General features: G+C 65.2%; 36 protein-coding genes. 35 read left to right on the plus strand and 1 reads right to left on the minus strand.

The features are described from left to right. Positions 1 to 128 precede the first annotated feature (128 nt). The 34 genes from rpsL to B0E52_RS02285 all read left to right on the plus strand — a co-directional run bounded on the left by rpsL (position 129) and on the right by B0E52_RS02285 (position 21,637). A complete protein-coding gene (gene rpsL / locus B0E52_RS02120) occupies positions 129 to 503 on the plus strand; it encodes a 30S ribosomal protein S12 (RefSeq protein WP_077481292.1) in 375 nt (124 codons plus the stop codon). Positions 504 to 570: 67 nt separating this feature from the next. After that, entirely contained in the window at positions 571 to 1,038 is a 468-nt protein-coding gene (gene rpsG / locus B0E52_RS02125) for a 30S ribosomal protein S7 (RefSeq protein WP_077481294.1), read from the plus strand. A gap of 135 nt (positions 1,039 to 1,173) precedes the next feature. After that, positions 1,174 to 3,303 carry an elongation factor G gene (gene fusA, locus B0E52_RS02130; RefSeq protein WP_077481296.1) on the plus strand — a complete coding sequence of 710 codons (2,130 nt, stop codon included), beginning with the start codon at positions 1,174 to 1,176 and terminating at the stop codon, positions 3,301 to 3,303. 152 nt (positions 3,304 to 3,455) lie between these two features. Further along, positions 3,456 to 4,646, plus strand: coding sequence for an elongation factor Tu (gene tuf, locus B0E52_RS02135; protein WP_077481275.1), 1,191 nt, complete (start codon positions 3,456 to 3,458; stop codon positions 4,644 to 4,646). Positions 4,647 to 5,081: 435 nt separating this feature from the next. Next, entirely contained in the window at positions 5,082 to 5,393 is a 312-nt protein-coding gene (gene rpsJ, locus B0E52_RS02140; protein ID WP_014402136.1) for a 30S ribosomal protein S10, read from the plus strand. 20 nt (positions 5,394 to 5,413) lie between these two features. Then, positions 5,414 to 6,055, plus strand: a complete 642-nt coding sequence (rplC, locus tag B0E52_RS02145) for a 50S ribosomal protein L3 (protein WP_077481298.1) — start codon at positions 5,414 to 5,416, stop codon at positions 6,053 to 6,055. 11 nt (positions 6,056 to 6,066) lie between these two features. After that, positions 6,067 to 6,669: a 50S ribosomal protein L4 gene (rplD, locus tag B0E52_RS02150; protein WP_077481300.1), complete on the plus strand. Its 603-nt coding sequence runs from the start codon at positions 6,067 to 6,069 to the stop codon at positions 6,667 to 6,669. Continuing rightward, positions 6,666 to 6,959: a 50S ribosomal protein L23 gene (gene rplW / locus B0E52_RS02155; protein WP_077481302.1), complete on the plus strand. Its 294-nt coding sequence runs from the start codon at positions 6,666 to 6,668 to the stop codon at positions 6,957 to 6,959. The genes rplD and rplW overlap by 4 nt, the downstream gene beginning before the upstream one ends. 17 nt (positions 6,960 to 6,976) lie before the next feature. Beyond that, entirely contained in the window at positions 6,977 to 7,798 is an 822-nt protein-coding gene (gene rplB, locus B0E52_RS02160) for a 50S ribosomal protein L2 (RefSeq protein WP_077481304.1), read from the plus strand. 12 nt (positions 7,799 to 7,810) lie between these two features. Beyond that, positions 7,811 to 8,083: a 30S ribosomal protein S19 gene (gene rpsS / locus B0E52_RS02165; protein WP_077481308.1), complete on the plus strand. Its 273-nt coding sequence runs from the start codon at positions 7,811 to 7,813 to the stop codon at positions 8,081 to 8,083. Further along, the gene (gene rplV / locus B0E52_RS02170; protein WP_077481310.1) at positions 8,083 to 8,418 is read left to right on the plus strand and encodes a 50S ribosomal protein L22; all 336 of its coding nucleotides are present in this window, start codon (positions 8,083 to 8,085) and stop codon (positions 8,416 to 8,418) included. Before rpsS ends, rplV begins: the two co-directional genes overlap by 1 nt. Before the next feature lie 12 nt (positions 8,419 to 8,430). Beyond that, positions 8,431 to 9,192: a 30S ribosomal protein S3 gene (gene rpsC, locus B0E52_RS02175; RefSeq protein ID WP_077481312.1), complete on the plus strand. Its 762-nt coding sequence runs from the start codon at positions 8,431 to 8,433 to the stop codon at positions 9,190 to 9,192. Between the two features lie 11 nt (positions 9,193 to 9,203). Beyond that, positions 9,204 to 9,617: a 50S ribosomal protein L16 gene (rplP, locus tag B0E52_RS02180; RefSeq protein ID WP_077481314.1), complete on the plus strand. Its 414-nt coding sequence runs from the start codon at positions 9,204 to 9,206 to the stop codon at positions 9,615 to 9,617. Continuing rightward, a complete protein-coding gene (rpmC, locus tag B0E52_RS02185) occupies positions 9,617 to 9,802 on the plus strand; it encodes a 50S ribosomal protein L29 (RefSeq protein WP_077481316.1) in 186 nt (61 codons plus the stop codon). Before rplP ends, rpmC begins: the two co-directional genes overlap by 1 nt. 12 nt (positions 9,803 to 9,814) lie before the next feature. After that, positions 9,815 to 10,075: a 30S ribosomal protein S17 gene (rpsQ, locus tag B0E52_RS02190; RefSeq protein ID WP_077481318.1), complete on the plus strand. Its 261-nt coding sequence runs from the start codon at positions 9,815 to 9,817 to the stop codon at positions 10,073 to 10,075. Between the two features lie 15 nt (positions 10,076 to 10,090). After that, positions 10,091 to 10,459 carry a 50S ribosomal protein L14 gene (rplN, locus tag B0E52_RS02195; protein ID WP_007513359.1) on the plus strand — a complete coding sequence of 123 codons (369 nt, stop codon included), beginning with the start codon at positions 10,091 to 10,093 and terminating at the stop codon, positions 10,457 to 10,459. Positions 10,460 to 10,473: 14 nt separating this feature from the next. Continuing rightward, positions 10,474 to 10,788 carry a 50S ribosomal protein L24 gene (rplX, locus tag B0E52_RS02200; protein ID WP_077481320.1) on the plus strand — a complete coding sequence of 105 codons (315 nt, stop codon included), beginning with the start codon at positions 10,474 to 10,476 and terminating at the stop codon, positions 10,786 to 10,788. Between the two features lie 11 nt (positions 10,789 to 10,799). Next, a complete protein-coding gene (gene rplE, locus B0E52_RS02205; RefSeq protein ID WP_077481322.1) occupies positions 10,800 to 11,339 on the plus strand; it encodes a 50S ribosomal protein L5 in 540 nt (179 codons plus the stop codon). 67 nt (positions 11,340 to 11,406) lie between these two features. Beyond that, positions 11,407 to 11,712 (plus strand): 30S ribosomal protein S14, encoded by a 306-nt coding sequence (rpsN, locus tag B0E52_RS02210; protein ID WP_077481324.1) that lies wholly within the window; start codon positions 11,407 to 11,409, stop codon positions 11,710 to 11,712. A gap of 216 nt (positions 11,713 to 11,928) precedes the next feature. Further along, on the plus strand, positions 11,929 to 12,324 hold the full coding sequence (gene rpsH, locus B0E52_RS02215) for a 30S ribosomal protein S8 (RefSeq protein ID WP_077481326.1): 396 nt from the start codon (positions 11,929 to 11,931) through the stop codon (positions 12,322 to 12,324). Between the two features lie 10 nt (positions 12,325 to 12,334). After that, a complete protein-coding gene (gene rplF / locus B0E52_RS02220) occupies positions 12,335 to 12,862 on the plus strand; it encodes a 50S ribosomal protein L6 (RefSeq protein ID WP_077481328.1) in 528 nt (175 codons plus the stop codon). A gap of 21 nt (positions 12,863 to 12,883) precedes the next feature. Beyond that, positions 12,884 to 13,243, plus strand: a complete 360-nt coding sequence (gene rplR / locus B0E52_RS02225) for a 50S ribosomal protein L18 (RefSeq protein ID WP_174575530.1) — start codon at positions 12,884 to 12,886, stop codon at positions 13,241 to 13,243. Between the two features lie 109 nt (positions 13,244 to 13,352). After that, positions 13,353 to 13,862 carry a 30S ribosomal protein S5 gene (rpsE, locus tag B0E52_RS02230; protein WP_077481330.1) on the plus strand — a complete coding sequence of 170 codons (510 nt, stop codon included), beginning with the start codon at positions 13,353 to 13,355 and terminating at the stop codon, positions 13,860 to 13,862. After that, positions 13,855 to 14,052: a 50S ribosomal protein L30 gene (rpmD, locus tag B0E52_RS02235; RefSeq protein ID WP_077481332.1), complete on the plus strand. Its 198-nt coding sequence runs from the start codon at positions 13,855 to 13,857 to the stop codon at positions 14,050 to 14,052. The genes rpsE and rpmD overlap by 8 nt, the downstream gene beginning before the upstream one ends. Further along, on the plus strand, positions 14,052 to 14,489 hold the full coding sequence (gene rplO, locus B0E52_RS02240; protein WP_217316652.1) for a 50S ribosomal protein L15: 438 nt from the start codon (positions 14,052 to 14,054) through the stop codon (positions 14,487 to 14,489). The genes rpmD and rplO overlap by 1 nt, the downstream gene beginning before the upstream one ends. A gap of 4 nt (positions 14,490 to 14,493) precedes the next feature. Next, entirely contained in the window at positions 14,494 to 15,816 is a 1,323-nt protein-coding gene (secY, locus tag B0E52_RS02245) for a preprotein translocase subunit SecY (RefSeq protein ID WP_077481336.1), read from the plus strand. A gap of 137 nt (positions 15,817 to 15,953) precedes the next feature. Next, on the plus strand, positions 15,954 to 16,310 hold the full coding sequence (gene rpsM / locus B0E52_RS02250) for a 30S ribosomal protein S13 (protein WP_077481338.1): 357 nt from the start codon (positions 15,954 to 15,956) through the stop codon (positions 16,308 to 16,310). A 16-nt stretch (positions 16,311 to 16,326) separates the two neighbouring features. Next, positions 16,327 to 16,713 (plus strand): 30S ribosomal protein S11, encoded by a 387-nt coding sequence (gene rpsK, locus B0E52_RS02255; RefSeq protein ID WP_007513384.1) that lies wholly within the window; start codon positions 16,327 to 16,329, stop codon positions 16,711 to 16,713. Between the two features lie 11 nt (positions 16,714 to 16,724). Beyond that, on the plus strand, positions 16,725 to 17,351 hold the full coding sequence (gene rpsD / locus B0E52_RS02260; RefSeq protein WP_077481340.1) for a 30S ribosomal protein S4: 627 nt from the start codon (positions 16,725 to 16,727) through the stop codon (positions 17,349 to 17,351). A 15-nt stretch (positions 17,352 to 17,366) separates the two neighbouring features. After that, positions 17,367 to 18,365: a DNA-directed RNA polymerase subunit alpha gene (gene rpoA, locus B0E52_RS02265; RefSeq protein WP_077481342.1), complete on the plus strand. Its 999-nt coding sequence runs from the start codon at positions 17,367 to 17,369 to the stop codon at positions 18,363 to 18,365. 314 nt (positions 18,366 to 18,679) lie between these two features. After that, positions 18,680 to 19,066, plus strand: a complete 387-nt coding sequence (gene rplQ, locus B0E52_RS02270) for a 50S ribosomal protein L17 (RefSeq protein WP_077481344.1) — start codon at positions 18,680 to 18,682, stop codon at positions 19,064 to 19,066. Between the two features lie 156 nt (positions 19,067 to 19,222). Further along, positions 19,223 to 19,744 (plus strand): disulfide bond formation protein B, encoded by a 522-nt coding sequence (locus B0E52_RS02275; protein WP_077481346.1) that lies wholly within the window; start codon positions 19,223 to 19,225, stop codon positions 19,742 to 19,744. Then, entirely contained in the window at positions 19,741 to 21,111 is a 1,371-nt protein-coding gene (locus B0E52_RS02280; RefSeq protein ID WP_077481422.1) for a 3-deoxy-7-phosphoheptulonate synthase class II, read from the plus strand. The genes B0E52_RS02275 and B0E52_RS02280 overlap by 4 nt, the downstream gene beginning before the upstream one ends. A 67-nt stretch (positions 21,112 to 21,178) precedes the next feature. After that, complete coding sequence (locus tag B0E52_RS02285; protein WP_139351551.1) at positions 21,179 to 21,637, plus strand: hypothetical protein; 459 nt, start codon at positions 21,179 to 21,181, stop codon at positions 21,635 to 21,637. Between the two features lie 18 nt (positions 21,638 to 21,655). On the opposite strand, the gene B0E52_RS02290 is transcribed toward B0E52_RS02285, so the two are convergent. Further along, a complete protein-coding gene (locus tag B0E52_RS02290) occupies positions 21,656 to 23,257 on the minus strand; it encodes an amidase (RefSeq protein ID WP_077481350.1) in 1,602 nt (533 codons plus the stop codon). A 108-nt stretch (positions 23,258 to 23,365) separates the two neighbouring features. On the opposite strand from B0E52_RS02290, the gene B0E52_RS02295 reads away from it, so the two are divergent. Next, complete coding sequence (locus B0E52_RS02295) at positions 23,366 to 24,136, plus strand: c-type cytochrome (protein ID WP_139351552.1); 771 nt, start codon at positions 23,366 to 23,368, stop codon at positions 24,134 to 24,136. Positions 24,137 to 24,162: the final 26 nt, after the last annotated feature.

A 24,162-nucleotide genomic window follows, 5' to 3' on the forward strand; every position in this document is an offset into this window, starting at 1 on the left:
CACCTCGTGTTCGGGTCATGGAAGGCGGGACGTTGGCTTGTCTGTGACAGGCCGTCCGTGTTATATTCCCGCTTCTTGGCAGACCGAGCTTGTTCGGGCTGCCTTTATGTTTTCAGGAAAGGCTTCGCATGGCGACTATCAACCAGCTGGTGCGCAAATCCCGCAGCCCGAAGAGCTACAAGAGCGATTCGCCTGCTCTGCAGAACAGTCCGCAGCGTCGCGGCGTCTGCACACGCGTTTACACGACCACCCCGAAAAAGCCGAACTCGGCCCTGCGCAAGGTTGCCAAGGTGCGCCTGACCAATGGCTACGAGGTGATCAGCTACATCGGTGGCGAAGGCCACAATCTGCAGGAGCACTCGGTGGTGCTGATCCGCGGCGGCCGCGTCAAGGATCTGCCGGGCGTGCGCTACCACACGGTGCGCGGCAGCCTCGATTGCGCCGGCGTCACCAAGCGTCGCCAGTCGCGCTCGAAGTACGGCGCCAAGCGTCCGAAGGCCTAATTGAGGAGCGCGGTCAGGACGGCCGCTTTTCTTGGGGCATGGATGCCTATTCAAAGAGACAATAACTATGTCGCGTAAAGGTTCCCATCCCGCCCGTGTGGTGCTGCCCGACCCGAAGCACGGCAGCCAGCTGATCGCCCGCTTCATCAATATGGTGATGAAGAGCGGCAAGAAGTCGGTGGCCGAGAGCATCGTCTACGGCGCGCTGCAGCATCTGGGCGAGAAGCACGCCGAGCCGGTGGCTCTGGTCGAGAAGGCGCTGAACAACGTCGCGCCTGCCGTCGAGGTGAAGTCCCGTCGCGTCGGCGGTGCCACCTACCAGGTGCCGGTGGAAGTGCGTCCGGGTCGCCGCATGGCGCTGGCGATGCGCTGGGTGATCGAGGCTGCGCGCAAGCGCGGCGAAACCTCGATGCCGCGCAAGCTGGCCGCCGAGTTGCAGGAAGCTTCCGAGAGCCGTGGTGGCGCCGCCAAGAAGCGTGAGGAAACTCATCGCATGGCGGAAGCCAACAAGGCCTTCTCGCACTACCGCTGGTAATCGGCGGTGGTTGCGCCGCCCGCTGATGCGGGCGGCGCCAGACAAGCCGGCACACGTGCCGGATTTTTTCATGACCAGAGCGGCCCGGATGGCCGCCATTGCCCATTCGGGGATGGATCTCCGTCGGATACGACCATGGCACGCACCACTCCCATCGAGCGCTATCGCAACTTCGGCATCATGGCTCACATCGATGCCGGCAAGACCACGACCACGGAGCGCATCCTGTTCTACACCGGCGTCTCGCACAAGATCGGCGAGGTGCACGACGGTGCGGCCACGATGGACTGGATGGAGCAGGAGCAGGAGCGCGGCATCACCATCACTTCCGCCGCCACCACGGCGTTCTGGAAGGGCATGGATGGCTCGATGGACCAGTACCGCTTCAACATCATCGACACCCCCGGGCACGTCGACTTCACCATCGAGGTGGAGCGGTCGCTGCGCGTGCTCGACGGCGCGGTGTTCGTGCTGTGCGCGGTCGGCGGCGTGCAGCCGCAGTCCGAGACCGTGTGGCGCCAGGCCAACAAGTACAAGGTGCCGCGCCTCGCATTCGTCAACAAGATGGACCGCACCGGTGCGAACTTCGACAAGGTGGTCGGCCAGCTGAAGTCGCGCCTGGGCGCGCACCCGGTACCGATGGTGGTGCCGATCGGTGCCGAGGACAACTTCGAAGGCGTGGTCGACCTGCTCAAGATGAAGGCGATCGTGTGGGACATGGCGTCCCAGGGCATGAAGTTCGAATACGCGGATATCCCGGCGAACCTCAAGGACAAGGCCGACGAGGCGCACAGCTTCATGGTCGAGTCCGCGGCCGAGGCCAGCGAAGAGCTGATGAACAAGTACCTCGAGGAGGGTTCCCTCAACGAGGACGAGATCATCGCGGGCCTGCGCCAGCGCACCCTGTCCAGCGAGATCATTCCGGTCTATTGCGGCACCGCCTTCAAGAACAAGGGCGTGCAGGCGATGCTCGACGCGGTGGTGCACCTGCTGCCGTCGCCGCTGGATCGTCCGCCGGTGACCGGCATGGACGAGAACGACCACGAGGCGACCCGCAAGGCGGATGACGCCGCGCCGTTCTCCGCGCTCGCGTTCAAGATCATGACCGACCCGTTCGTCGGTTCGCTGACCTTCTTCCGCGTCTACTCGGGCGTGCTGAATGCCGGCGATGCCGTCTACAACCCGGTGAAGTCGAAGAAGGAGCGTATCGGCCGCATCCTGCAGATGCATGCGAACGATCGCCACGAATTGAAGGAAGTCCGCGCGGGCGACATCGCCGCCGCGGTCGGCCTGAAGGACGTGACGACCGGCGACACGCTGTGCGCACAGGATCACATCATCACCCTGGAGCGCATGACGTTCCCGGAGCCGGTGATCTCGATGGCGGTGGAGCCGAAGACGAAGTCCGACCAGGAAAAGATGGGCGTCGCGCTGGGCCGCCTGGCCGCCGAGGATCCGTCCTTCCGCGTGCGCACCGACGAGGAATCCGGCCAGACCATCATCTCGGGCATGGGCGAGTTGCACCTCGACATCATCGTCGACCGCATGCGCCGCGAGTTCAACGTCGAGGCCAACGTCGGCAAGCCGCAGGTGGCGTATCGCGAGACGATCCGCTCCAGCGACGTCAAGTCCGACTACAAGCACGCCAAACAGTCCGGTGGCAAGGGTCAGTACGGCCACGTGGTGATCGAGTTGTCGCCGATCAGCGAAGCCGATCGTGCCGACGAGAAGCTGGCGCCGCAGATCAAGAACGATTTCCTGTTCCTCAATGAGATCAGCGGCGGCGTGATTCCGAAGGAATTCATTCCGTCGGTGGAAAAGGGTCTGCGCGAAACCATCACCAGCGGTCCGCTGGCCGGTTTCCCGGTGGTGGGCGTCAAGGTGAAGCTGGTGTTCGGTTCCTACCACGACGTCGACTCGTCCGAAATGGCGTTCAAGCTGGCTGCCTCGATGGCGTTCAAGCAGGGCTTCGCGAAGGCCTCGCCGGTGCTGCTCGAGCCGATCATGAAGGTCGAGGTGGTGACGCCGGAGGATTACGTAGGTGACGTGATGGGCGACATGAGCCGTCGCCGCGGCATCCTGCGCGGCCAGGAAGACACGCCGTCGGGCAAGACCATCGACGCGTTCGTCCCGCTGGGCGAGATGTTCGGTTACGCCACCACCATCCGTTCGCTGACCCAGGGTCGCGCGACCTTCACGATGGAGTTCGACCACTACGCCGAGGCGCCGAACAACATCGCCGAGCAGGTCGTCAAGAAGGCGTAACGCTTGCGGCCGTCCCGGCCGCAAGCAAAATAAGTACAGCGGTTTTCCAGTGTTGTGCTTTTGAGAAAACAGTGCGACCCGTGTGGTCGCGTAATTGAAACGACGCGGCAATCGCCGCACTGACAGAAAGTTCTATCCAGAGGTCTCAAGTCATGGCAAAGGGCAAGTTCGAGCGCACCAAGCCCCACGTGAACGTGGGCACGATCGGTCACGTGGACCACGGCAAGACGACGCTGACGGCGGCGCTGACGAAGGTCGGTGCGGAGCGTTTTGGCGGTGAATTCAAGGCCTACGACGCGATCGACGCGGCGCCGGAAGAGAAGGCGCGCGGCATCACGATCTCGACGGCGCACGTGGAATACGAATCGCCGGTGCGCCACTACGCGCACGTGGACTGCCCGGGTCACGCCGACTACGTGAAGAACATGATCACGGGTGCGGCGCAGATGGACGGCGCGATCCTGGTGTGCTCGGCCGCCGATGGCCCGATGCCACAGACGCGCGAGCACATCCTGCTGTCGCGCCAGGTGGGCGTGCCGTACATCGTGGTGTTCCTGAACAAGGCCGACATGGTGGACGACGCCGAGCTGTTGGAGCTCGTCGAGATGGAAGTGCGCGAGCTGCTGTCGAAGTACGACTTCCCGGGCGACGACACCCCGATCATCAAGGGTTCGGCGCTGAAGGCGCTCGAGGGCGACCAGAGCGAGATCGGCGTGCCGGCGATCATCCAGCTGGTGGACGCGCTGGACAGCTACATCCCGGAACCGGTGCGTGCGATCGACAAGCCGTTCCTGATGCCGGTGGAAGACGTGTTCTCGATCTCGGGCCGCGGCACCGTGGTGACCGGTCGTATCGAGCGCGGCGTGATCAAGGTTGGTGACGAAATCGAAGTGGTCGGCATCCGTCCGACCCAGAAGACCACCGTGACCGGTGTGGAAATGTTCCGCAAGCTGCTGGACCAGGGCCAGGCGGGCGACAACGCCGGTCTGCTGCTGCGCGGCCTGAAGCGCGACGACGTGGAGCGCGGCCAGGTGCTGGCGAAGCCGGGCACGATCACCCCGCACACCGACTTCGAGGCCGAGGTGTACGTGCTGTCGAAGGACGAGGGCGGCCGTCACACGCCGTTCTTCAAGGGCTACCGCCCGCAGTTCTACTTCCGCACCACCGACGTGACTGGTGCCTGCCAGCTGCCGGACGGCGTGGAGATGGTGATGCCGGGCGACAACGTGAAGATGGTGGTGAGCCTGATCCACCCGATCGCGATGGACGAAGGCCTGCGTTTCGCGATCCGCGAAGGCGGCCGCACCGTCGGCGCCGGTGTGGTGGCCAAGGTCATCAAGTAAGTATCGTTGTCCCGGCAGCCTGCTGCCGGGACAGCTCCGTCGTTGACCCGAGCCGATGGGTCGAATCGCGACGGGGAGAGAAGGGAGGTCGCTTCGATTTCGCCCCTCTTCACTAAATCCAGATTTACCGTTATACTTCGCAGCTCACTTGCCAGACGAATGATTTTCGACTGGCTCACAGCGAAATGAGGCGCAGGAAGTGCTTCGAGTTCGCAGGCCGTGGACGGCCACCGCATTCGGCGTAGTTTCGGGTCGATCCCGCCGCCACGCCACTGCGCAGCAGGATTTGCGCCAAGCGAGCCACTACGTGCTCGCTTGGCGTTTTTCAGGTCGGGATCGCCAGGTGCGGCCCCGATGGTTCCAGAGAGCAGTGCGATGCGGTGAGAAGCCGCCTCGTTGCACAGTCAAGTTCTTTTGATAACAGGACACGGTTTTATGGCGAACCAGAAGATTCGCATCCGCCTCAAGGCGTTCGATCATCGCCTGATCGACCGCTCGGCCAGCGAGATCGTCGAGACGGCCAAGCGCACCGGTGCCACGGTACTCGGTCCGATTCCGCTCCCGACCAAGATCGAGCGTTACACCATTCTGGTGTCGCCGCACGTCGACAAGGATGCCCGCGACCAGTACGAGACCCGTACCCACAAGCGCGTGCTCGACATCGTCGACCCCAACGACAAGACCGTGGACGCGCTCATGAAGCTTGATCTCGCCGCTGGCGTCGATGTTCAGATCAAGCTCGGTTGAGCGACAGACAGGATACGAAGATGAGTATCGGACTGGTAGGCCGCAAGTGCGGCATGAGCCGGCTCTTCACTGAAGACGGGCGTTCGATTCCGGTGACCCTTATCGAGGCCACCCCGAATCGCGTCACCCAGCTGAAGACGGAAGACAATGATGGCTACAGCGCGGTGCAGGTCGCGGCGGGCGTGAAGCGCGCCAGCCTGCTGACGGCGCCGCTGAAGGGCCATTACGCCAAGGCCAAGGTGGAGCCGGGCCGCGGCTTGTGGGAGTTCCGCGTGGCCGCCGAGGATCTCGGCAAGTACAGCGTGGGCGCGGAGATCAAGGCCGAGGAGGTGTTCTCGGTCGGCCAGATCGTCGACGTCGCCGGCGTCTCGAAGGGCAAGGGCTTCCAGGGCACCATCAAGCGCTGGAACTTCAAGATGGGCGACGCGACGCACGGCAACTCGCTGTCGCACCGCGCGCCGGGTTCGATCGGCCAGCGTCAGACGCCGGGTCGCGTGTTTCCCGGCAAGAAGATGTCCGGCCAGATGGGTAACGTGAATCGTACCCAGCAGGGTCTGGAAGTGGTCAAGGTCGACGCCGAGCGTCATCTGATCGCGGTGAAGGGCGCTGTCCCCGGTGCGACCGGTGGCGACGTCGTGATCCGTCCGACCACCAAGGGTTGAGGAGAGACGCCATGGAACTGAATGTCATTGGCGCCAAGCCGCTCAGCGTGTCGGACGAAGTGTTCGGCGGCGAGTTCAAGCAGGCCCTGATCCACCAGGTGGTGGTTGCGTACCAGGCCGGCGCTCGCGCCGGCACCAAGGCGCAGCTGTCGCGTGGCGAGATGTCGGGCACCACCAAGAAGTTCAAGAAGCAGAAGGGCGGCGGCGCCCGTCACGGTGACTACCGCGCCCCGATCTTCGTGGGCGGCGGCGTGACGTTTGCCGCGAAGCCGCGCAGCTTCGAGCAGAAGGTCAACCGCAAGGCCTATCGCGTGGCGATCCGCTCGATCCTGGCCGAACTGAACCGCCAGGGTCGCATCAAGGTGGTCGAGAGCTTCGGCGTCGACCAACCCAAGACCAAGGCGATGATTGCCAAGCTCGCCGAACTCGAGGTGTCCGGTCGCGTGCTGCTGGTTTCCGAGGATGCCAGCGAGGCGCTGTACCTGGCCGGGCGCAACATCCCGTACCTGCATGTGCTGGACGTGATGGCGCTGAATCCGGTCAGTCTGGTCGGTTCCGACCACATCGTCATGACCGTCGATGCCGTGAAAAAGATCGAGGAGTGGCTGGCATGAGCAACGAACGCATTCTCGACACGCTGCGCGCGCCGCACATCTCCGAGAAGTCGGCTCGCGTCGGCGAGCACAACCAATACGTTTTCGTGGTGGCCCCCGAGGCGACCAAGGCCGATGTCCGTGCGGCGGTGGAGCAGATGTTCGACGTCAAGGTCGAGCAGGTGAACCTCGTCAACAGCAAGGGCAAGGTCAAGTCCTTCCGTTTCCGCGCTGGCAGCCGCCAGGGCAAGCGCAAGGCTTATGTGCGTCTCGCCGATGGCCAGTCCATCGACGTGTCGGCCAAGGCCTGAGCCAGGAGTTCTTCGAGATGGCACTAATCACCCACAAGCCGACCTCGCCGGGTCGCCGTGACGCGGTCAGCGTCCGCACGGAAGGCCTGCACAAGGGCGCGCCGCACGCGGCGTTGACCGAGGCGCAGTCCAAGACCGGCGGCCGCAACCACTTCGGTCGCATCACCACGCGTCATCGCGGCGGCGGTCACAAGCAGCATTACCGCATCATCGACTTCAAGCGCGACAAGGAAGGCATTGCCGCCAAGGTCGAGCGCATCGAGTACGATCCGAACCGCACCGCGCACATCGCGTTGCTCTGCTACGCCGACGGCGAGCGCCGCTACATCATCGCGCCGAAGGGCGTGCAGGTGGGCGACCGCCTGCTGTCCGGCCACGACGCGCCGATCAAGGCCGGCAACTGCCTGCAGCTGCGCAGCATCCCGGTGGGTTCCACCATCCACTGCATCGAGATGAAGCCGGGCAAGGGTGCGCAGATCGCCCGTTCCGCCGGCGCCTCGGTGCAGCTGGTGGCCCGCGAGTCCGGCTACGCCACGCTGCGCCTGCGTTCCGGCGAAATGCGCCGTGTGCCGGTCGAGTGCCGCGCCACGATCGGCGAGGTCGGCAACGGCGAGCACAGCCTGAAGAAGCTCGGCAAGGCCGGCGCCAAGCGCTGGCTGGGCATCCGCCCGACCGTGCGCGGCGTGGTGATGAACCCGGTCGACCATCCGCACGGCGGTGGTGAAGGCCGTACCTCCGGCGGCCGTCATCCGGTCAGCCCGTGGGGCACGCCGACCAAGGGTTACAAGACCCGCAACAACAAGCGCACGCAGCAGTTCATCGTGCGTCGCCGCAAGTAACAGGAACCCGACATGCCACGCTCTCTGAAGAAAGGTCCGTTCGTCGACCTTCACCTCGCCAAGAAGGTGGAAGCCGCGGTTTCCGCCAACAACAAGCGTCCGATCAAGACCTGGTCGCGCCGCTCGATGATCCTGCCCGAAATGGTGGGCCTGACCATCGCCATCCACAACGGCCGCCAGCACGTGCCGGTGCTCGTCAACGAGAACATGGTCGGGCACAAGCTCGGCGAGTTCGCGGTGACGCGTACCTTCAAGGGCCACGTCGGCGACAAGAAGGGCAAGTGATGAGCACCGAAGCCAAAGCGATCCTGCGCAGCGCCCGCATTTCGGCGCAGAAGGCACGCCTGGTGGCTGACCTGGTCCGCGGCATGCCCGTGGGCCGAGCCAGCGACGTGCTCCAGTTCACCAACAAGAAGGCCGCAACCCTTGTCCGCAAGGTGCTGCTGTCGGCCGTCGCCAACGCCGAGAACAACCTCGGCGCCGATGTCGACGAGCTGAAGGTCGCGCGCATCTTCGTGGACGAAGGTCCGGCGATGAAGCGCATGTATGCCCGGGCCAAGGGTCGCGGTTCGCGCATCCTGAAGCGCACCAGCCACATCACCGTGGTCGTCGGCGAGTAAGAGGAGAAGACGATGGGTCATAAAGTTCATCCCACCGGTATCCGCCTCGGCATCGCCAAGGACTGGAACGCCAAGTGGTACGCCAACAAGGGCGACTACGCGAAGTATCTCGTGGCGGACATCAAGGTCCGCGAGATGCTGAAGAAGAAGCTGGCTGCCGCCGGCATCTCGAAGATCCAGATCGAGCGTCCGGCCAAGACCGCGCGCGTGACGATCCACACCGCCCGCCCGGGCGTGGTGATCGGCAAGAAGGGCGAGGACATCGAGAAGCTGCGCAAGGAAGTCAGCGACCTGATGGGCGTCCCGACGCACATCAACGTCAACGAAGTGCGCAAGCCCGAGCTCGACGCCCAGCTGGTGGCCGAGTCGATCGCGCAGCAGCTGGAACGCCGCATCATGTTCCGCCGCGCGATGAAGCGCTCGGTGGGCAACGCGATGCGCCTGGGCGCGCTGGGCATCAAGATCAACGTCTCCGGCCGTCTGAACGGCGCCGAGATCGCTCGCTCCGAGTGGGCGCGCGAAGGTCGCGTGCCGCTGCATACCCTGCGTGCCGACATCGACTATGGCACCGCCGAGGCCAAGACGCAGTACGGCATCATCGGCATCAAGGTGTGGGTCTACAAGGGCGAGATCTTCGACGTGACCCAGATCGGCCAGGAGCCCAAGGACGAGTCCCCGGCGCCGTCGCGCCGCGAGGGTGGCGAAGGCCGTCGTGACCGTGAACCGCGTCGTGACCGTGATGGCGAAGGCCGTCGCGAGCGCGCGGCGAAGTAAGGAGAGTTGCCATGTTGCAACCCAAGCGAACCAAATTCCGCAAGCAGTTCAAGGGCCGCAACGACGGTCTGGCGCAGTGCGCCAACCTCGTTAGCTTCGGCGAGTTCGGCCTGAAGGCGACCACCCATGGTGCGCTCACTGCGCGCCAGATCGAGGCCGGCCGCCGTTGCATCACCCGCTTCGTGAAGCGTGGCGGCAAGTTGTGGATCCGCGTGTTCCCGGACAAGCCGATCACCAAGAAGCCGATCGAAGTGCGTATGGGCGCCGGCAAGGGCGGCGTGGAGTTCTGGGTCGCCCCGATCCAGCCCGGTCGCATGCTATATGAAATCGAAGGCATCGACGAAACGTCGGCGCGCGAGGCGTTCCGCCTGGCCGCTGCCAAGCTCTCGGTGCAGACCCAGTTCGTGACCCGGGCGGTGATGTGATGGCCATCAAAGATCTGACAACCAAGTCGGCCGACGAGCTGAAGTCGCACCTGCTGGACCTGCGCAAGGAGCAGTTCAACCTGCGCATGCAGAAGGGTGCCGGCCAGCTCAGCCAGCCGCATCAGCTGCGCCGCGTCCGGCGTGACATCGCCCGCACGAAGTTCGTGCTCGGCGCGAAGAAGTAAGGGAGCGCCGAGATGAGCGACAACCAGAAGCAGGCGCGCACCCTCGAGGGCCGCGTCATCAGCAACAAGATGGACAAGACGGTCACCGTCCTGATCGAGCGCCAGGTGCAGCATGGCCTGCTGGGCAAGATCGTGCGCCGGTCGACCAAGCTGCACGCGCAGGACGACCTCGGCGCGAACGAGGGCGACCTGGTGCGCATCGCCGAGTGCCGTCCGCTGTCCAAGACCAAGCATCACCGCGTGGTCGAAATCGTCGTCCGCGCGGCTGTCTAATAGGAGGGTGCAGACATGATCCAGATGCAAAGCACGCTCTCCGCGGCGGACAACAGCGGCGCCAAGGAACTGATGTGCATCAAGGTGCTCGGCGGCTCCAAGCGCCGTTACGCCGCGATCGGTGACGTGATCAAGGTCACCGTGAAGGATGCCATCCCCCGCGGCAAGGTGAAGAAGGGCGAGGTGTACAACGCCGTGGTGGTCCGTACCGCCAAGGGTGTGCGCCGTCCCGATGGCTCGCTGATCCGTTTCGACGGCAATGCAGCGGTGCTCCTCAACAACAAGCTCGAGCCGATCGGCACCCGTATCTTCGGGCCGGTCACCCGCGAGCTGCGCAGCGAGAAGTTCATGAAGATCGTCTCGCTCGCGCCCGAAGTGCTCTGAGCGGAGTCAAGAACATGAACCGTATCCGCAAGGGTGATCAGGTCCTCGTGATCACCGGCAAGAACAAGGGCCAGCGCGGCGAAGTGCTGCGTGTCGCGGACGACCGCGTTTACGTCTCGAACGTGAACCTGGTCAAGCGCCACACCAAGCCGAATCCGCAGGCCAACCAGGCCGGCGGCATCGTCGAGCGTGAAGCCTCGATCCATCTCTCCAATGTGCAGCTGTTCAACCCCGCCTCGAACAAGGGTGAACGCGTTGGCACCAAGACGCTCGCTGATGGGCGCAAGGTCCGCGTGTTCCGTTCGACTGGCGAGGTCGTGGACGCGTAAGGATTAATGACATGACGCGCCTTGAGACGTTTTACAAAGAGCAGGTAGTGCCGAAGCTCACCGAGAAGTTCGGCTACCAGAACGTGATGCAGGTTCCCCGCATCACCAAGATCACGCTGAACATGGGCGTGGGCGAAGCGGCCGGCAACAAGAAGATCCTCGAGAACGCCGTGGCCGACATGGCGAAGATCTCGGGCCAGAAGCCGATCACGACCAAGGCGCGCGTTTCCGTGGCCTCGTTCAAGATCCGCGACGGCTGGCCGATCGGCTGCAAGGTCACCCTGCGCCGCGCGCAGATGTTCGAGTTCCTGGATCGCCTGATCAACATCTCGCTGCCTCGCGTCCGCGACTTCCGCGGCGTCTCGGGCCGCGCCTTCGACGGCCGTGGCAACTTCAACTTCGGCATCAAGGAACAGATCATCTTCCCGGAAATCGACTTCGACGCGGTCGACGCGATGCGCGGCATGGACATCGCCATCACCACCACGGCGAAGACCGACGCCGAGGCCAAGGCGCTGCTGGAAGCCTTCAGCTTCCCGTTCCGTAACTAAACGATCATCCGTGATCGAGAAAAACCGGCCATCCATGGCCGGACTTTTCAAAAGAGAGCATTAACACATGGCAAAGACCTCGATGGTCAACCGCGACATCAAGCGGACCAAGCTCGTCCAGAAGTACGCCGCCAAGCGCGCCGAACTGAAGGCGATCGTGCTGAGCCCCACCGCCTCCTACGAGGAGAAGATGGAAGCGCAGAGCAAGCTGCAGAAGCTGCCGCGCGACGCCAGCCCGACCCGCCAGCGCACCCGTTGCGCGCTGACCGGCCGTCCGCGCGCCGTGTACGCCAAGTTCAACCTCGGCCGCAACAAGCTGCGCGAAGCCACCATGCGCGGCGACGTGCCCGGCCTGCGCAAGGCCAGCTGGTAAGACCCTAGCTGGGGCAGGGCGGGCCCCGCCCGACCCGATGCGGCGACAGTCTTTGAGGGCTGCCGTCGTCGGCGCACACCAGCGCCGGTATTCGCAAGGCCGGAAAAAGCTGCTATAGTCGGCGGTCTGCGCAACGCAGGCTGACGCCTTGTCGGCATCACAATCTAGAAGATTTCCGGTTTTATCGGATATCGGTGCACTCTGAAGGATGTTTTCATGAGCATGACTGATCCCATCGCCGACATGTTTACGCGTGTCCGCAATGCCCAGCTGATGGGCAAGCCGACGGTACGCATGCCGTCGTCCAAGCTGAAGGTGGCGATCGCCAACCTTCTCAAGAACGAAGGCTACATTCTCGACGCGCAGTCCTCCCAGGCGGAGGGCAAGCCGGTGCTCGAGCTCAAGCTGAAGTATTTCGAAGGCCGTCCGGCCATCGAGTCCATCTCCCGCGTCAGCCGTTCCGGCCTGCGCATCTACCGCGGCAAGGATGAACTGCCGAAGGTGCTCGGCGGTCTGGGCATCTCGATCATCTCGACGTCCGCCGGTCTGTTGACCGACGCACAGGCTCGCTCCAAGGGCCTGGGCGGCGAAGTCATCGGCCAGGTCGCCTAAGGAGCCGACGATGTCACGTGTTGCCAAGAAGACGATCAACCTGCCGAAGGGCGTGGAGCTGAAGGCTGCGGCCGACGGCATTTCCGTGAAAGGCCCGAAGGGCACCCTGGCCATCCATGCGCTGCCTGGCGTGTCGGTCAAGGTGGACGGCGAAGCCGTCAACATCCAGCTGGCCGAAGGCGCCGACGACAAGTTCGGCGGCACCGCACGCGCGTTGCTGGCCAACATGGTCAAGGGCGTGTCCGAGGGTTACGAGCGCAAGCTGGAGCTGGTCGGCGTGGGTTACCGCGCATCCATGGCCGGCAAGTCGCTGAACCTGAGCCTGGGCTTCTCGCACCCGGTGGTGTTCGAGGCGCCGGCCGGCGTCACGCTGGAAACCCCTACGCAGACGGAAATCCTCATCAAGGGTGCCGACAAGCAGGTGGTGGGCCAAGTGGCCGCCAAGATCCGCGCCTTCCGCGCGCCGGAGCCCTACAAGGGCAAGGGCGTGCGCTATGCCGGCGAGAAGATCACCCTGAAGGAAGCAAAGAAGGCGTAAGCCGATCCGCTTTCGAGGAACATGACGATGAACAAGAACGAATCCCGCCTGCGTCGCGCCAAGTCCACGCGCTCGCACATCCGCAAGCTCGGCGTGGCGCGTCTGTCGGTGCACCGCACCGGCCAGCACCTCTACGCCCAGGTGTTCGCCGCCGACGGCCAGAACGTGGTGGCAGCTGCCTCCACCGTGCAGAAGTCGGTGGCCGAAGGCCTGAAGGGCACCAAGAATCTCGAGGCCGCTGCTGCGGTGGGTAAGGCTGTTGCCGAGCGTGCGCTGGCTGCCGGCGTGGAGTCGGTGGCGTTCGACCGCTCCGGCTTCCGCTTCCACGGTCGCATCAAGGCGCTGGCCGATGCGGCCCGCGAGGCCGGCCTGAAGTTCTGACGATCGGGGCGGGATTCCTCGAATCCCGTCCTCCATCAGCGACACACAACAACAAGCGGCGCAGCCGCAAGCAAAAGTCCCGGATGGTCCGGGCACACGGAATCGAGAAATGTCTTCCAACGATCGCGAAAATTCCGACGGCCTGCTGGAAAAGCTGATTGCCGTCAACCGCGTGGCCAAGACCGTGAAGGGTGGCCGCCAGATGAGCTTCACCGCGCTGACCGTGGTCGGTGACGGCGAGGGCAAGGTTGGCTTCGGCTATGGCAAGGCGCGTGAAGTGCCGGTCGCCATCTCCAAGGCGATGGAGCGTGCCCGCCGCCAGATGGTGAGCATCGACTTGAACAACGGCACCCTGTGGTACGCCATCAAGGCCAACCACGGCGCGGCCCGCGTCTACATGCAGCCGGCCTCCGAAGGTACCGGCGTGATCGCCGGCGGCGCCATGCGCGCGGTGCTGGAAGTGGTGGGCGTGAAGAACGTGCTGGCCAAGGCGGTCGGTTCGCGCAACCCGATCAACCTGGTGCGCGCCACCATCAAGGGCCTGCAGGCGGTTGCCTCGCCGAAGCAGATCGCCGCCAAGCGTGGCAAGACCGTGGACGAGGTGCTTGGCAATGGCTAAGAAGAACGAAACCGCCGGCACCGTGCGCGTGCGCTTGGTGAAGGGCCTGCGTGGCGTGCAGGCGCGGCATCGTCTCAGCGTCAAGGCGCTGGGCCTGAACAAGACCAACGATGTCCGTGAGCTGAAGGACAGCCCGCAGGTGCGTGGCCTGATCAACACGGTCTACTACCTGGTCCGGGTCGAGGAGTAATCATCATGCGTCTCAACGACATCAAGCCCGCCGCTGGTTCGCGCAAGACCAAGCTGCGCGTCGGTCGCGGCATCGGTTCCGGCCTCGGCAAGACGGCCGGTCGCGGCCACAAGGGTCAGCACGCCCGCGCCGGCGGCACCCACAAGTACGGTTTCGAAGGCGGCCAGATGCCGCTGCAGCGTCGCCTGCCCAAGGTCGGCTTCCGTTCCAAGCTGAAGGCCGAGAGCCAGCAGGTGTTCCTGTACCAGCTGGCCAGCCTCAAGGTCGACGTGATCGACGCCATCGTGCTGCACCAGGCCGGCCTGATCGACAGCAACGCCAAGAAGGTGAAAGTGGTGCTGAAGGGCGAAATCGGTCGTGCGGTGAAGTTGTCGGGTCTGCTGGCCACGGCCGGCGCCAAGGCAGCCATCGAGGCGGCCGGCGGCAGCGTGGAGTAATCGCGTGGCCAAGGCCAACGGCAACGCACTCGGCAAGCTCGGCAAACTGACCGAACTGCGTCAGCGCATCTTCTTCGTGATCGGTGCGCTGGTGGTGTTCCGTCTCGGTTCGTTCATCCCCGTGCCGGGCGTGAACCCCGACGCGATGAGCAACCTGGTCAACGGCAACGGCCTGATGGACATGTTCAACATGTTCTCGGGCGGTGCGCTGGCGCGCTTCTCGGTGTTCGCGCTGGGCGTGATCCCGTACATCTCGGCGTCCATCGTGATCCAGATGATGGGTTCGGTGATCCCGAGCCTGCAGGCGCTGCGCAAGGAAGGCGAGTCCGGCAAGCGCAAGATGACGATGTACACGCGCATCGGCACCGTAGGTCTGGCGCTGTTCCAGTCCTTCGGCATCGCGGTGGCGCTGCAGAAGCAGGTCGCGGCGGGCGGTGCGCCGGTGGTGTACACCCCGGGCTTCGGCTTCGTGCTGGCCTCGGTGGTGGGCTTGACTGCCGGCACCATGTTCCTGATGTGGCTGGGCGAGCAGATGACCGAGCGCGGGATCGGCAACGGCATCTCGCTGCTGATCTTCGCCGGCATCGTGGCGGGCCTGCCGGGCGCGGTGGTGCACACCCTGGGCATGTCCAGCAACGGCGAGCTGTCGGTGCTGATGCTGCTGATCGTGTTCGCGATCGTGCTGGGTGTCACCGCGTTCTGTGTGTTCATGGAGCGCGCGCAGCGGCGGATAACCGTCAACTATGCGCGGCGTTCCGGCGGCCAGCGGGCTTACCAGAACCAGAGCTCGAACCTGCCGCTGAAGATCAACATGTCGGGCGTGATCCCGCCGATCTTCGCGTCCAGCCTGCTGATGTTCCCGGCCACCGCGGTGAGCTGGTTCGGCACCGGCCACCAGGCACGCTGGCTGCAGGACCTGACCCAGGCGCTGAATCCGGGTGAGCCGCTGTACGACATCGTCTATTCGGTGCTGGTGATCGGCTTCGCGTTCTTCTACACCGCGATCGTGTTCAACGCGGACGAGACGGCGGACAACCTCAAGCGTTCCGGCGCGCTGATTCCGGGCATCCGTCCGGGTCGCGCCACGGCCAGCTACATCGATGGCGTGATGACCCGTTTGACCGGCGTCGGCGCGCTGTACCTGGTGCTGGTCTGCCTGGTGCCGTCGTTCATGCAGAAGTTCTGGCACGTGCCGTTCTATTTCGGCGGCACCTCGCTGCTGATCGTGGTGGTCGTGGTGATGGATTTCACGGCCCAGGTGCAGGCGCATCTGGTCAGCCACCAGTACGAAAGTTTGCTCAAGAAGGCCAATCTCCGCCGCAACTAGTGGCTGCTGGGCGCGGGAGATGGGTCGAAAACCCGGAGGGCCGGGCGGCGTTGGGCGCCGCAGGGCTTTCCTGACAAGTTGATTCAAGATAGAATTGCGCGTTTACCGCGCACGAAACGCATCGGAGAAAGTACATCATGGCGCGCATCGCGGGTGTCAATTTGCCGGTCCAGAAGCATGTCTGGGTTGGCCTGCAGAGCATTTTCGGCATCGGCCGCAGCCGGGCCAAGAAGGTCTGTGCGGACGCTGGCGTGGTTCCCACCACCCAGATCAAGTCGCTGAGTGAAGGCGAAGTGGAAAAGCTTCGCGCGGAAATCGCCAAGTATGTCGTGGAAGGCGACCTGCGCCGCGAAGTGGGCATGGCGATCAAGCGCCTGATGGATCTGGGCTGCTATCGCGGTCTGCGCCATCGTCGCGGCCTGCCGGTGCGCGGCCAGCGCACGCGTACCAACGCACGCACCCGCAAGGGCCCGCGTCGCGCCATCAAGAAGTAATTAGGTAACTACGCACATGGCAAAGCCAGTCAAGACCAAGAAGAAGATCAAGCGCGTTGTCACGGATGCCGTGGCCCACGTGCAGGCCTCCTTCAACAACACGATCGTCACCATCACCGATCGGCAGGGCAACGCTCTGTCGTGGGCGACTGCCGGCGGCGCGGGTTTCCGCGGTTCGCGCAAGTCGACCCCGTTCGCCGCCCAGGTCGCCGCCGAGAAGGCCGGTCGTGCCGCCGGCGACTACGGCGTGAAGACCGTGGAAGTGCGCATCAAGGGCCCGGGCCCGGGTCGTGAGTCGGCCGTGCGTTCGCTGAACGCCTTGGGTTACAAGGTGCTCAACATCATCGACGTCACGCCGATTCCGCACAACGGCTGCCGTCCCCCCAAGAAGCGTCGAGTCTAAGGAGCACAACCATGGCACGTTATCGTGGAGCTACCTGCAAGCTCGCCCGCCGCGAAGGCGCCGACCTGAGCCTCAAGAGCCCGGCACGCGCGATCGACTCCAAGTGCAAGCTGGAGAACAAGCCCGGCCAGCATGGCGCGAACAAGCGCATGCGCATGTCCGACTACGCCGTCCAGCTGCGCGAGAAGCAGAAGGTCAAGCGCATCTACGGCGTGCTCGAGCGCCAGTTCAGCAACTACTACTCGAAGGCGTCGACCCTCAAGGGCAACACCGGCGAGAACCTGCTGCGCCTGCTCGAAAGCCGCCTGGACAACGTCGTCTACCGCATGGGTTTCGCGGTCACCCGCGCCCAGGCCCGCCAGCTGGTCGCCCACAAGGCGATCCTGGTCAACGGCAAGAAGGTCAACATCCCTTCCTACCAGGTCAAGCCGGGCGACGCGATCGCGCTGACCGAGCGTGCCCGCAGCCAGCTGCGCGTGCAGGAAGCGGCGACCGTGTTCGACACCATGGACCTGCGTCCGGGTTGGGTCGAGGTCGACAGCAAGAAATTCGAAGGCACGTTCAAGACGGTGCCGGATCGCGGCGACCTGCCGTCCGACATCAATGAAGCATTGATCGTCGAGCTTTACTCGAAGTAATCACCGGAGCTCTGCATGGCAGTTTCGTCAACTAGCGTGCTGCGGCCACGCGGCCTCAGCGTCGAACAGCTCGGAGCCAATCGCGCCAAGGTGGTGGTCGAGCCGCTCGAGCGTGGCTTCGGTCACACCCTGGGCAACGCGCTGCGTCGCGTGTTGCTTTCCTCGATCCCCGGCAGCGCCATCGTCGAGGTCGAGATCGACGGCGTGCTGCACGAATACACCACCCTCGAGGGCCTGCAGGAGGACGTGATCGAAGTCCTGCTGAACCTCAAGGATGTGGCGATCCGCCAGCACACCGGCGACGAGGTCACCCTCACCCTGTCCAAGAAGGGCAAGGGCGTGGTCACGGCCGGCGACATCGTCGTCGACCACTCGGTGGAAATCATCAACCCCGAGCACGTGATCTGCCACCTGACCAAGGACATCGCGCTCAACATGCGCCTGAAGGTGCGTCGCGGCGTGGGTTACCAGCCGGCCAGCTCGCGCATCCATCCAGACGACGAGGCGCGTCCGATCGGCCGTCTGCAGCTCGACGCGTCGTTCGCGCCGGTGCTGCGCGTGGCCTACGAAGTGGACGCGGCTCGCGTCGAGCAGCGCACCAACCTCGACAAGCTGGTGCTGGACATCGAGACCAACGGCACCATCGGTGCCGAGGACGCGGTGCGCAAGGCGGCCGAGATCATCAACGACCAGCTGTCGGTGTTCGGCGATTTCTCGCGTCGCGAGAGCGCCACCGACAAGGCCGAGAAGAGCGGTTTCGACCCGCTGCTGCTGCGCCCGATCGACGATCTGGAGCTCACCGTGCGTTCGGCGAACTGCCTGAAGGCCGAGAGCATCTACTACATCGGCGACCTGGTGCAGAAGACCGAGGTCGAGCTGCTGAAGACGCCGAATCTGGGCAAGAAGTCGCTCACCGAGATCAAGGACGTCCTCGGCTCGCGCGGTCTGGCCTTGGGCATGAAGCTGGAGAACTGGCCGCCGGCCGGTCTTTCCCACGGCATGCAGTTGGGTTGATGAGTTACTAGTGCGATCGTCCCTGATCGCTGTGTAGCGAGACATCGGCCAAGGCGTGCATAGCGCCTTGGCCGAACGTCAAAAGCGGCCACCCATGGCCGCGGCGTAATTTTTGCGATCGTCCATGATCGCTACGCCATGCGCGTTCGGTGGGCACATGTCGTGTGTTGTCGCCGGGCGCCAGAAGCGGCCATCCATGGCCGCACTCTGAATAGAAGCCCGTATCACCAAGGGCCTCATCAGCGGGCAACCGCGGGAAGCTGGACACAATCGCCGGCTTTTCATAACAACAGACCTGTAGAGAGTATTCCGCCATGCGCCACATGAAATCCGGTCGCAAGCTCAACCGCACCAGCGCCCACCGTGAAGCGATGTTCAAGAACATGGCTTCGTCGCTGTTCAAGCACGAGCTGATCCGTACCACCCTGCCGAAGGCCAAGGAACTGCGCCGCGTCGCCGAGCCGCTGATCACGCTGGCCAAGACCGACGGCGTCGCCAATCGCCGCCTTGCGTTCGCGCGTCTGCGCGACAAGGAAGCGGTGGGCAAGCTGTTCGTCGAGCTGGGCCCGCGTTACCGCGAGCGCCCCGGCGGCTACCTGCGCATCCTGAAGTGCGGCTTCCGCGACGGCGACAACGCCCCGATGGCGTATGTCGAGCTGGTCGGCCGCCCGCAGGCTGCCGAGGCCGCCGACGCCGAGTAAGCGCCGTCGCAGTCGGACATCCAGACGTCCAAACGAAAACCCCGGTCAGGCAGCTGACCGGGGTTTTCGTTTGTGCGACAGGCGGTCGATAAGCCGATGCTGACAGCCCGCCGGCAAGCGGTTAATGTCTTGTCTTCGCTCCCTGCCGTATTCCCCATGAATCCCTTGCGTTGGTCGTTCCGCGTCAGCCTGCTCGCCGGCTTCCTCGTCTGCGCCGGCCTGATCGGTTTCGCGCTGTACGCGCAGTACGTGCTGCAGATGGACCCGTGCCCGCTGTGCATCCTGCAGCGCGTGGTGTTCATCGGGTTGGGCCTGGTGTTCCTGGTCGGCGGCCTGCACGCGCCGCGCGGCGGGGGCCGCTGGGTCTACGTGGGGCTGCTGGTGCTGGTTGCGCTGGTCGGCATCGGCATCGCCGCGCGCCACCTTTGGATCCAGTCGCTGCCGCCCGGCCAGGTGCCGAGCTGTGGCGCGCCGCTGGGTTACCTGCTGGAAACCCGCGCGAGCAACGGCGGCCTGGTCCGCGTGCTGCTGAAGGTGCTCAGCGGCTCCGGCGAATGTGCCGCGGTGCAACCTATCCTGGGCCTGTCGATGCCGTGGTGGTCGCTGATCTGGTTCGTGCTGCTGGGACTGTGGGCGGTGCTGGCCGGTGCGCGCCGCCCGACGGCGACGCGGCGATGAACAACGCCACGCCAAGCGTGTTCGTGGCGGACTGGACGCCGTCGTCGTGGCAGCAGCGTACGGCGCTGCAGCAGCCGCAGTACGAGGACGCCGCCGAACTGGCCGAGGCCACCACGCAGCTGGCCGGGCTGCCGCCGCTGGTGACCTCGTGGGAGGTGCTGGCGTTGAAGCAGGCGCTGGCCGAGGCGCAGGAGGGGCGGCGCTTCCTGTTGCAGGGCGGCGATTGCGCGGAAAGCTTCGCCGACTGCAGCAGTCCGATCATCTCTAACCGGCTCAAGGTGCTGCTGCAGATGAGCCTGGTGCTGGTGCACGGGCTGAAGCAGCCGGTGCTGCGGGTGGGGCGTTTCGCCGGCCAATACGCCAAGCCGCGTTCGACCGACAGCGAGACGCGCGACGGCGTGACCCTGCCCAGCTTCCGCGGCGACGTGGTCAACGGCCCTGAATTCACCGCCGTGGCGCGGCGTGCCGATCCGCAGCGGCTGATCCGTGCCCATGCGCATTCCGCGCTGACGATGAACTTCGTGCGGGCGCTCATCGACGGCGGCTTCGCCGACCTGCATCACCCCGAGTATTGGGATCTGGCCTGGGTCGAGCACTCGCCGCTGGCCGCCGAGTACCGCCGCATGGTGGCAGGCATCGGCGATTCGCTGCGCTTCATGGAGACCCTGGCCGGGCCGATCGCCGGCTTCACCAAGGTGGATTTCTTCACCTCGCACGAGGCGCTGCTGCTGCATTACGAGGAGGCGATGACCCGCCAGGTGCCGCGGCATCCGGGCTGGTTCAACCTGTCCACTCACTTCCCGTGGATCGGCATGCGTACCGCGGCGCTGGACGGCGCACACGTGGAGTACTTCCGCGGCATCCGCAACCCGATCGCGGTGAAGGTCGGTCCCTCGGTCACCGCCGAGCAACTGCTGCCGTTGATCGACGCGCTGAATCCGCAGGACGAACCGGGCCGGCTGACCCTGGTCCACCGCATGGGCCACGCGAAGATCGCCGAAGCGCTGCCGCCGCTGCTGCGGGCGGTGCAGCGCGAAGGGCGACGCGTGCTGTGGGTGGCCGATCCCATGCACGGCAACACCGAGAGCACCGCCAACGGTTACAAGACCCGCCGCTTCGACAACATCCGCGGCGAGCTGGACCAGGCTTTCGACATCCACGCCGCTGCCGGCACCCGGCTGGGCGGCGTGCACCTGGAACTGACCGGCGAGGACGTCACCGAATGCACCGGCGGTGCGCGCGGACTCTCCGAGGCCGACCTCGAACGCGCCTACAAGTCGATGGTCGATCCGCGCCTCAACTACGAGCAGTCGCTGGAGCTGGCGATGCTGATCGTGCGCAAGTCGACAGCTTCATTGTCTGGTTGACATTGGGGCGTACCTTGCCCGCGATAACTCTGGCGGCTTGATCGAAGCGAAAGCTCAAGGAGGAAAGATGGCTTCAGTGATGTTATCGAAGAAGGTGCGATTCATTGAGGTGGTCTTGCTCGTGATGAGCGCCATGGCTGCGTATGCTCCGCTGCTTCTCGGAATGGGTCTCTCGCTGATCATGTTGATGTTTTGCGACAGCGGCCCTCTGGCGAAATGCGCGGCGATGAGCGGCGATACTTTGCTGATTGCGGCGCTAGCGGCGACCGGGCCATTTTTGGCAACGTTTGCGCTGACCTGCCCGAATGCGAAGATCGCCCGCTTTCTCACGGTATATCCCTACTGGATGCTCGTGCAGGCGTTGGCAACCCTGTATGGGGCGATCAAGTTGCAGTCGATTCCGGCGACTTGGCGGGTCATGCTGGCGCAGGTGGCCGCAGGCTACTTGGCAATGGTAGCCCTGCTGTTCGTGCGTTCGCGGTGGATCAAGCAGGCGACGAAGGCGACACCGTTGTTGGCAGAGTGAGCCTAGCCACGGCCGCGGTCAGCGTGGCGCCACCGGCTTGCCGCCCACCGTGTCGAGGAATTTCGGCGGCTGCCATGCGTGCGTGTGTTGTTCGTAGCCGTAGGCAATCGAGATGAGTGTCGGCTCGCTCCACTTCGCGCCGAACAGCACGATGCCCACCGGCAGGCCGTGCGCCCAGCCGGCGGGCACGGTGATCGAGGGATAGCCCGCCATCGCCGCCGGCTGCGAGGCGCCGCCGATGGTGGGATCGCCGCTGACGATGTGGTCACCCAGCACGAGGTCGGTCATGAAGGCGGGGCCCCAGGACGGCGCCAGCAAGGCGTCGAGGTGCTGCGACTCGAGTGCGGCGTCGATGCCTTCCGGGCCGGCCAGCCGTTTCGCCTTGGCCAGCGCATCGAGGTACGCCTGGTCGGTCAGCGGCCCCTTCGCCTCGGCCTGCTCGAACAGCTCCTGCCCGAACCACGGCATTTCCTGGGCGGCGTGCGCCGTGTCGAAGGCGATCAGGTCGGCCAGCGTGTGCGCGGCGAGGCCGGTACGCGTGGCGAGGTAGGCGTTGATGTCGTGCTTGAAGTCGTACAGCAGCACCGTCATCTCCGGGGCCCCCAGCTCGCTCAGGTGCGGCAGCTGCACGGGGTCGACGATGATCGCGCCCTGCGCCTTCATCGTGGCGATCGCCGCATCGAGCACGCGGTCGGCATTCGGTTCGTTGCCGGCCAGCTCGCGCGCCACGCCGATGCGCTTGCCCTTGAGGCCGTTCGGGTCGAGGAACTTCGTGTAGTCGGTGGCGTGCTTGTCGGCCTCCACCGTGGCCGGGTCGTGCGGGTCGCTGCCGGCGATCACCGAGAGTAGGGCGGCGGCGTCGGCCACGTCGCGCGCCATCGGGCCGGCGGTGTCCTGGTTGTGGCTGATCGGCACGATGCCGGCGCGGCTCACCAGGCCCAGCGTGGGCTTGATGCCCACGATGCCGTTCATCGAGGCGGGGCAGATGATCGAGCCGTCGGTCTCGGTGCCGATCGCCACCGTGGCGAGCCCGGCCGCCACCGCAGCGCCGGAGCCCGCGCTGGAGCCGCAGGGATTGCGGTCCAGCGCATACGGATTCTTCGTCTGCCCGCCCATGCCGCTCCAGCCACTGCTGGAATGGTTGGAGCGGAAGCTGGCCCATTCGCTGAGATTGGTCTTGCCGAGGATCACCGCGCCGGCCTTGCGCAGCTTCGCCACCACGGTCGCGTCGCGCGACGCGGGCGCGCCGGCCAGCGCCAGCGAGCCGGCGGTGGTGCGTTCGCGGTCGCCGGTGTCGATGTTGTCCTTCAGCAGCACCGGGATGCCGTACAGCGGGCCACGCGTCTTCCGGCGTTTCTTGTCCAGCGTGCCGGCGATCTGCAAGGCGTCGGGATTGGTTTCCAGCACCGCACGCAGGTTCGGGCCGCTGCGGTCGGTGTGCTGGATGCGGTCGAGGAAATCCTGCGTCAGCGCCTTGCTGCTCAGGTTGCCGGCATCCATGCGCTGCTGCAGCTGGGCGATGGACGCATAGGCATCGTCGTCATGCTGCTGCGCGCACAGCGGCGCGCTGGCGAGCAGGGCGATGGCGAGCACTGAACGGGCGAACAGTTGGCGCGTCATGACATCCCCCGGCTGGTGCGACATGGTGTCGTGCCGGCAGAGCATAGCCCGCCGGTCCACCCGCGACACGGCGGTGAACCTGCCTATACTCGACGGATGAATGTACGCATGCCTGGCTCCCCGCGTGTCGCTGCCGGACGTACCGCCCGGCGCCTGTCGTCCCTGGTCTTGTCGCTGCTGCTGGCGCCGGCGTTCGCCGCCGCACCCGCGACGTCTTCGTCGTCGCCCGCACCGTCGGTGCCTGACACCTTGCAGCAGCGCATCGCGGCCTGCACCACCTGCCACGGCGTGCACGGCGAGGGTTCGCCCGGCAGCGGCTTCTTCCCGCGCCTTGCCGGCAAGCCGGCCGGTTACCTCGTGCGGCAGCTGCAGGATTTCCAGAACGGCCTGCGCAAGTACGCGCCGATGGAATACACCGTGCGCGGGCTCGATCCGGCCTACCTGAGGGAGATCGCCGAGTACTTCGCGGCGCAGCAGGTGCCGTACGCGCGCTCGCCGCGGCCCGCGGTATCCGCCGCGACACTGCAGCGTGGCGAGCAACTGGTGAGCGCGGGCGACCCCGCGCGCGGCATTCCCGCCTGCGAGCGCTGCCACGGCAGCCAGCTCACCGGCGTGCAGCCCGACATCCCCGGCCTGGTCGGCTTGCCGTACGACTACATCAGCGCCCAACTCGGCGCCTGGCGCACGCACACCCGCGCCACCGTGGCGCCGGATTGCATGGCCGAGGTCGCGGGGCGCCTGAGCGAGTCCGACATCACCGCGGTGGCAGCGTGGCTGGCCGGTCGCGAACTGCCGGCTGACATGCACGCGCAAGCGGCCGGCAGCGTGCAGCCGCCGCTGCGCTGCGGTGTGCTGGCGGACAGCGCCGACGGTACATGAACACCGCGTCGCGACGCGGCGGTGCC

Origin of the sequence: Rhodanobacter sp. C06 (genome assembly GCF_002001105.1) — a bacterium.
Lineage (GTDB): Bacteria > Pseudomonadota > Gammaproteobacteria > Xanthomonadales > Rhodanobacteraceae > Rhodanobacter_A.